Origin of the sequence: Flagellimonas halotolerans (genome assembly GCF_035818535.1) — a bacterium.
Lineage (GTDB): Bacteria > Bacteroidota > Bacteroidia > Flavobacteriales > Flavobacteriaceae > Flagellimonas > Flagellimonas halotolerans.
In genome coordinates this window covers 213,716-221,114 of the sequence record NZ_JAYKYV010000007.1, presented here as the reverse complement: position 1 = coordinate 221,114, position 7,399 = coordinate 213,716, and the positions used below count along the sequence as shown (strand labels likewise).

The window sequence follows — 7,399 nt, the reverse complement described above, 5'->3', positions numbered from 1 at the left end:
TTCGGGGTTTTGTTATACCTAAATATACGAATTAATAATCTGATAATCAAATAATTACACTACTTCTGAACGTGCCTTTTTAAATTATTTTAATATTTGATAACCAGCTATTTAAATATTGTTACTCTAACCATAACTTAAAGTCTCTAACGCGCTCTCTACTTACAATAATATCATGCTCATTAAATCGGTTCAGCTTGATTTGAAGCCTTGAATTGGTATATGAAATGATGTCTCCTACGTGGTTGATATTCACATAAAACTTTCGGCTCACCCTAAAAAATGTCTGAGGCTCCAACTCCTCCTCCAACTGTTCCAAAGTAGTGTCCAACAAATAATTTCTTCCATCCGAAGTTGCCGCATAGGTTCCTTTGTTTTCGCTATAAAAACATTCCACATCATCGGCGTTTATAATTTTTAAATGTTGTCCGACCTTGGCCGTAAATCGTTTTTTGTATTCCCTCTCCAAAGGGTTAATCAAAAGATTTTTTATGTCGTTAAAATCAATCGGTATTCTACGATTTTCGGGCTTAAAATTTTGATACTTTTTCACCGCACTTTCCAGCTCTTCTTCGTCTATTGGTTTCAGTAAATAATCAATGCTATTTAACTTAAAAGCTTGGAGCGCATATTCGTCATAAGCGGTGGTAAAAATGATGGCACTTTTCACCTCGATCGCATCAAAAATTTCGAACGAAAGCCCATCGGATAATTGAATGTCCAAAAAGATTAAATCGGGGTGGGGATTATCTTGAAACCAAGCAATGGAATCTTCAACGGAATGCAACATGGTGGAGACCTCAATTTGCAATTCCGAAAGCAATCTGGACAATCGTCTTGCCGCTGGTTTTTCGTCTTCAATGATCAGGACATTCATTTTTTACGTTAATTGTTTTTTGGTTAGATACTTTATTGCCTACTGCTCTCTAAAATATAACAACTGACTTTCTACCTATTATTTTCTTATCTGTATTTATCAACATGATCTTTGTCCTCGTCCATATATTTTTGAATCTGTCTTTCTTCCCATTTTTTGAAAAAAGTGAACCTGTGTCGCAATACAATGATTGAATGGACGGCCAAAATCACTCCCCATATCAGGATATTGGCATTGATCCAATCGTAGTAATAGGATTCCTTTGGAAATGTCTCGGGTAAAAAGGACGTCAGGACACCCAATTTGAGCAACAACAAAGTACCGTTTACGATTACAAATATGCGATATGCCTATAATAGCCTTTGAGTTCCTGAACTCGCTTGTTAGCGGCCTCTCTGGCCATGTCTCTATCTGTCATTATTTTACTTGTACTTGTTCATTTCCTCTTTATCCTCATCCATATATTTTTGGATTTGACGCTCTTCCCAATCCTTGCCCAACATGGGGTTGAACCCAAAGGTTCTGGATGCATGGAACAACACTCCCACCCCCCAAGCTACCAATGTGATAAAATGTTCCCATTGCCAAAAACTATCTGACCTTAGGGAGATATTGATCAAAATAAAGGTGTTTATTACCACATAAATGGCCAAGTGTATATAAAAGCCTTTTAGTTCTTCAACTCTTTTCTTGGCTTTATTGTATTTTTCCTTATTAAAGTTTTCCATGATTATTTCCATTTATTGTTCTGTTCTTCATCGCGCATAATCTTCTCTATCTTGCGCTTTTCCCATTGTTTTCCAAAAAAAGGGTTAAGGTCAAAAGTTTTAATGGCATGAAAAACAATACCGATACCCCACCCAAAAGCGGCCCACAAAAACCACATATAGCCAAAACCGGTGGTAAAATAATTGATCAGCGCCAATCCTGAGATTACCAAAACATAGGAAGTCAGGTTTCCGTAAAACTTTTTAAGCTCGTCCACGCGCTCCCTTGCCCGCATGTACTTGTTTTCTTTATCGGTATTTTCCATGGTATTCGAATTTGATGTGATGTTGCAGTTAAAAATACTCATTATTAAAATTCTTTATCGTTCATAAGTTCCTGAATCTTACGCTCTTCCCATTCTTTTCCAAAAAGGGGATTGTGTCCGTAAGCCGACATCCAGTGACCTATTAGTCCGAGACCCCATCCCACGGCCGGAAAAATAATCCATGGGAAACTTGTAGTGCTATAATTGATATATCCCAGTAAAGGAATCACAATTAGGTAAGCTGTAAGATTGTAGTAAAAAGATTTGATGCATTCCACCTTCTCCTTGGCTTTGGCATATCGAAGTTCTGTTGTGTTTTCCATGACTGTTCGGTTTTGATTTTTGATTACACTGCTAAATTCGGCATAGCAACTCCCTTAATGAAAAATGAATTCCTGAACTATACATTTATTGGGATGAATTGTGGTGTTGGGGTTTAAGGTTTTGGGTTTGGAAGAGCAGGCAAAAAGGTTTGATGAAAACTACACGAAACCATTTTAATTGAACTTGATACCTGAACTTGAGCTTGATGCTTGGACTTGACACTTGAGCTTGAACTTAGCCAAGCAAGAGTTTTCGACTGCCCATTCGACTGCCTGCCCGTCCGACAGGCGGGCGCTCAGGATGACAGCTCGAACTGACATCCGACATCCGACATCCGACATCCGACATCTAAATTCTAAAAATCATCCTTATCCATAAGCTCTCTAATCTTGCGCTCTTCCCAGCGCTTGCCCCAAAGTGGGTTATAACCGAAGGCTTCCATCCCATGGACAAGCACACCGAACCCCCAGCCAAATGTTGGAAAAAATGCCCAAAGAAAATCCGTTGTTCTAAAATTGAGCCACCACAAAAAGGGAATCACAACACAATAGGCCATAAGATTGCCGTAAAATTCCTTAATTGCCTTTACCCGCTCTTTGGCCTTTACGTACCGCTTTTCTTCAATATAACTCTCTTGGGTCTCCAATACGGTATATTTTTGGGTGAGCATGGGCAGAAACACACTAAAATCCGACTGTGTTTTTTTAACAACCATTTCACGGTCGGTTAAAATACGGTAGCGTTGCTTTATATTCTGTAATCCGACCCCGCTACTTTTTTTCACCACTTGTTTTTCCTGAAGGTTATTGCTGACAACCAACATGCCTTGTTGTTCAAAAACCTTGATGTGCAACGGCCTGGATGAAGTGACCACATTATGTTTTACGGCATTTTCCAGCAATAGTTGTAGGGACAGCGGCACAATTTTAGCTTCAGGTTGGGAACAGCTATCCGGAATATCGAAGATGATGCTATCCTCGAAACGCATTTTTAGAAGTCTTACGTAGGTTTTGGCGAATTTCAGTTCTTCATCCACGGTAACCAGGTCCTTATTTTTCTGCTCCAGCACATACCTATAAACCTTGGACAGTGATGTTGTAAAGTTTTGGGCCTGATGTGGGTCTTCATCTATCAAACTGGTTAAAACATTGAGGCTATTGAACAAAAAATGGGGGTCCAACTGGTTTTTTAAAGCATCGAAACGGGCAGATGCCGATCCTGCTATGATCTTCTGTTCTTTTACCTGCTTCTCTTTGTAATATTTGTAGTAATAAGCAGCATAGAACAAAACGGCCACTGCCATGGAAATTAAAAAAGAGCTTACATAATACTCCGTGCGCTCTTCTGCCAAAAATTGATCTATTGATTTTTTATATACCAGCACCCCCAGGACAAACCTGGAAATACCAATTCCGATAATCGAGGCTATAACATTGCCCAAAAAACCATAGCCTATATATTTTTTTGTAAAAAGTCGTTTATCATACTTCCGCATCAAAATGATAAAGGACGCAGAGTTGAGCATATAAATGATCACAGAAAAAACCATACTCTCCCAAAACTCTGTCCAAAGCTCTTGAAAAGTAAGGTCCCACCCCTTAACAAAGAAAATAATGAGTAAGACCATGTAAATGGCCACCCCCACTAAAAACGCCCTTACAAGTTCCCTTATTAAGAGTTTCATCCTTTTCTATTTACCACAGTTCGCCAAAACCTCTTTCGCTCTTTCTTCTCCCCAAGTAGGGTAAAACGGTGTTTCGGATTTAAAGGTAGCAAAAAGTTCCAAGGCTCTTTCCACATCCTTACAATAGGGTACAGTGTCCTTGCCAAAGTATCTTGCCGATCCCATATCCCACTCTGCCTTGGAAAGGATAACCCGGGGGTTGTTAGGGGCCAGTTCCATTGCTTTTTGATAGAGTTGTGCATTTTTTTGTGACAGTGTCATCCCATATGTGACACCATCAAAGGCAATCCAAGCTGTATTGATGAGTGCTTCCTGAATCAATATCTCAGGGTTATTTGGTGAAATGGCTTTGGCCACATCTATAAATTCTTTGGCTTTTTCGAGCTGTTTTCCTAGTTTTTCTTCATCCTTTTCCCCGAATGAGATTATGGTGTTTATTTGAGAAACATAGTAATACGGCAACCAATTGTCCGGTTCCGCTGTGGCTATTCGTTCAAAAAGGTTTGATGCTTCCACCATCTTTTGGTCTTGCCATAATTCAAATGCCTTTTCCATACCCTTTGCGTAACGGTCTTGTGCGTTGACAAAGGTGGCTCCCATTAATAAGATTGATAAAATCAGATTTTTCATGACTGTCGCTTATTTATGCTCAGCTTGACTGAGTATCTCTCATCTTGACTGCGCATTGATTATTGATGCCACAAAAATGAATCAGGAACTACAATTTTAAAAAGAAGGATTACCGAACTGTACATATTTGGAGATGGATTGTAATGCGCTTATGTTTTAAAAAGCTCGTTTAATCCCTGGTTGAGGGTTTTATTAGCGACGCTCTACATCGAAATAAATTGACCTTTTTTCGTTTGAATACCTCGTGGGCTTGCCTCTAGGTAGTTGATTATTTATACTTTAGCAAACGGTTAAAAATTGAAGCAATCCATGTACATTCCACCCCACTACAACAATCAAAACATTGAGGAAATCAAAGGTTTTCTGGTAAACAACAGCTTTGCCATCTTAATCAATATTGTTGACAATAAACCGTGGGGCACCCATATTCCTTTGGAACTGGAGACCGACGAAAACGGGAATGATATTTTGGTGGGGCACATTGCCAAAGCAAATCCCCAATGGAAAAATTTTTCGGACGAAGCAGAAGTTCTGTGCATTTTTAATGGCCCGCATGCCTATGTTTCATCTTCTTGGTATAAAGAGGAGGAAGTACCTACTTGGAACTATATAGCGGTGCATGTGTATGGGAACTTAAAGATTTTGAACGAAGAGGAAACCATGCAATCCATGCACAGATTGGTGGACAAGTACGAGAAAGCTTCCAAAAACCCGATTTCTCTTAAAAACTTATCCCCAAAAACCTTGCACCAAGTAAAAGGAGTCGTGGGTTTTAAAGTGGAGGTATCGGATATACAGGCTACTTACAAACTATCCCAGACCCGAACCAATGACCACCACAAAATAATATATGAGCTTGAGGAACGTCCAGACCCGGGAAGTCAAGGCATTGCCCAGCACATGAAAGGTAAAACCTCTTAGTGGGTTATTCGATATCTTCAAAGTTAGTATCTGCCCAATTGGAATACTTTGGATTCTCAACATGCATGATCCAAATTTCGTCCTGATACTTACCTCTCATCATTGATTGATAGGCAGCATGGGCCGTTTCGCTATCTTCATACTTTGCCAAGTAAACATAATTGAGACCGTTATCAGGATTCTTGAAGTATTGTGCCTGCAATCCCTTGCTTTTCAGTTCTTTCATAAAGGTTTTTAGGTAGGTCTCATTTTTGAAAACGTTGGCCACAATATAGTGCCCTTTCCCTACCCCATCAAGGTCAATATATTTTTCAATGGGCTTAAACGCTCCTCCATGAAAAGAACCCTCACTTTTCTTATTGGATTGTTTGGTGACGGATTTGGAGTTATCTGCAAGAGCCTGCGCAGTCGAAGTTTCAATTTCATTGAAAACGGAGTCCAAATCCTTGTTGTCCGCCAAGTACAGCTTTTGGGCTTTGGTTTCAATATCGGGAATCTCATCTCCGTTGTGCCTTTTCACAATTCGCATAACCATCTCGAAACGTTTTTCCATTTCCTGTTCCCTACTCTGTTTCATGGAATCTATTTTGTAAAGGAGCTCGTCAATTACAGCGTAACTATCTTCTTGCCGCTCCTGCAATTGCGCAATACGCTCCTCCCAATAGGCCCTGTCCTCTTTATTGGAAGGGCGCAAAGTGGTTTCTTCATCCAGTCTACCAAGTTGCTTCGCTTTTTCGGTTTCATCACTTGCTTCGGCGACTGCCGTATTTTCAATCGCTTTTTTTGTTTCATCGTCATTGGAAACAAATGTGTTTTTGGAAAGATTGGGAACAAAAGAGTAAGCAATTGAAATTTCGTGGGTTACACCAAGGTTGGCAATGCTACTGTTCAAGCTTTTTTCAAAATTATAGCCAAAGGACAATCGTTGGTTCAAATTGAATCCAGTACCGGCCGATGCACCATAAAATTGGTCGTATCCACCTTGAATCCAACCCAATTTGGGAAGATCCAAAATAATCCCTCCTCCAAAGATAGGGTCTTCACTCCCTTCAAATCGTGCTCGTGCCAGGGGCATTAATCTCCCATCCTCAAAAACACCTCTTCCATTTTCCAACTCCTTAACAAACTGTACATGACCTGAAAAGGTTTTTTGATTTAGGTTGCTCAGGGATTTTCCTGACCTTAAATTATAATCCACCAAATTTTGGGCGAACACTCCAAAGTCGAATTTGCCCAAACTAAGGTTAAGGCCTGGCTGAAACGATATTACAGAGCTTTCCTCAGCTTCCATCAAAATGGGATCTTCTCCCTGAGTTACCGCTCTACTAGGATCATAGCCAGTTACATAGTAAGGGATATTCACCCCAAAGGTTAAGCTACTCTCTTCTCCCAACTGGATACCGTGGGAATAATTGGCCATGACTCCTAAATTGGAAATGACTCCTTCTTGCTGGTTGTAGAGGCTAAACCCGAGTCCAACCCTATCGTTTAACCTACCGCTGTAACTCAAAAAATAATTTTGGCGGTTGTTATCAAAATCAGCACTTTGGCTCCGATGAAAGAAGTTTACGTATGATTTGTCCTCACGTATTGATGAAAAGGTAGGATTGATCAAAAAACGGTTGAACTTCAACAAATTCTGAAATGGTACATCGTAACTAACATAGGGGTTACTTTCTTCTTGGGCCTGTAACGGGAAACCCAGAAAAACAAAAATCAATAACGCATAAACATAGCGTTCAAATTGGGGCGGAAATGTGATTTGGGGAAACGGGGGTATTTTTATCTCCATAGCCGATTGGAATTTGTAGGTTAATTTCCTGATTGGTCAGGCTAATATGTTTTTACTATTGTCATTCAGCAAGATTTGGGACTTGTAAGAATTTTAAGACTAATTTAATGTAAATCTACATATTTTATCGCCCAACAG

General features: G+C 39.8%; 9 protein-coding genes. 1 reads left to right on the top strand and 8 read right to left on the bottom strand.

The window, feature by feature from the left end; genetic code table 11:
* Positions 1–121 precede the first annotated feature (121 nt).
* The 7 genes from VM932_RS10640 to VM932_RS10610 all read right to left on the bottom strand — a co-directional run bounded on the left by VM932_RS10640 (position 122) and on the right by VM932_RS10610 (position 4,548).
* On the bottom strand, positions 122–877 hold the full coding sequence (locus VM932_RS10640; RefSeq protein ID WP_326278785.1) for a LytR/AlgR family response regulator transcription factor: 756 nt from the start codon (positions 875–877) through the stop codon (positions 122–124).
* An 86-nt stretch (positions 878–963) separates the two neighbouring features.
* Complete coding sequence (locus VM932_RS10635) at positions 964–1,209, bottom strand: 2TM domain-containing protein (protein WP_326278792.1); 246 nt, start codon at positions 1,207–1,209, stop codon at positions 964–966.
* A 90-nt stretch (positions 1,210–1,299) separates the two neighbouring features.
* Entirely contained in the window at positions 1,300–1,605 is a 306-nt protein-coding gene (locus tag VM932_RS10630) for a 2TM domain-containing protein (protein ID WP_326278784.1), read from the bottom strand.
* A 2-nt stretch (positions 1,606–1,607) separates the two neighbouring features.
* Positions 1,608–1,910, bottom strand: a complete 303-nt coding sequence (locus tag VM932_RS10625; protein WP_239057419.1) for a 2TM domain-containing protein — start codon at positions 1,908–1,910, stop codon at positions 1,608–1,610.
* Positions 1,911–1,954: 44 nt separating this feature from the next.
* Positions 1,955–2,233 carry a 2TM domain-containing protein gene (locus VM932_RS10620; protein WP_326278783.1) on the bottom strand — a complete coding sequence of 93 codons (279 nt, stop codon included), beginning with the start codon at positions 2,231–2,233 and terminating at the stop codon, positions 1,955–1,957.
* 356 nt (positions 2,234–2,589) lie between these two features.
* On the bottom strand, positions 2,590–3,918 hold the full coding sequence (locus tag VM932_RS10615; protein ID WP_326278782.1) for a 2TM domain-containing protein: 1,329 nt from the start codon (positions 3,916–3,918) through the stop codon (positions 2,590–2,592).
* Positions 3,919–3,924: 6 nt separating this feature from the next.
* The gene (locus tag VM932_RS10610; protein ID WP_326278781.1) at positions 3,925–4,548 is read right to left on the bottom strand and encodes a tetratricopeptide repeat protein; all 624 of its coding nucleotides are present in this window, start codon (positions 4,546–4,548) and stop codon (positions 3,925–3,927) included.
* Between the two features lie 309 nt (positions 4,549–4,857).
* On the opposite strand from VM932_RS10610, the gene VM932_RS10605 reads away from it, so the two are divergent.
* Positions 4,858–5,469, top strand: coding sequence for an FMN-binding negative transcriptional regulator (locus VM932_RS10605; protein ID WP_326278780.1), 612 nt, complete (start codon positions 4,858–4,860; stop codon positions 5,467–5,469).
* Between the two features lie 4 nt (positions 5,470–5,473).
* On the opposite strand, the gene VM932_RS10600 is transcribed toward VM932_RS10605, so the two are convergent.
* Positions 5,474–7,261: a PorP/SprF family type IX secretion system membrane protein gene (locus VM932_RS10600; protein ID WP_326278779.1), complete on the bottom strand. Its 1,788-nt coding sequence runs from the start codon at positions 7,259–7,261 to the stop codon at positions 5,474–5,476.
* Between the last annotated feature and the right edge of the window lie 138 nt (positions 7,262–7,399).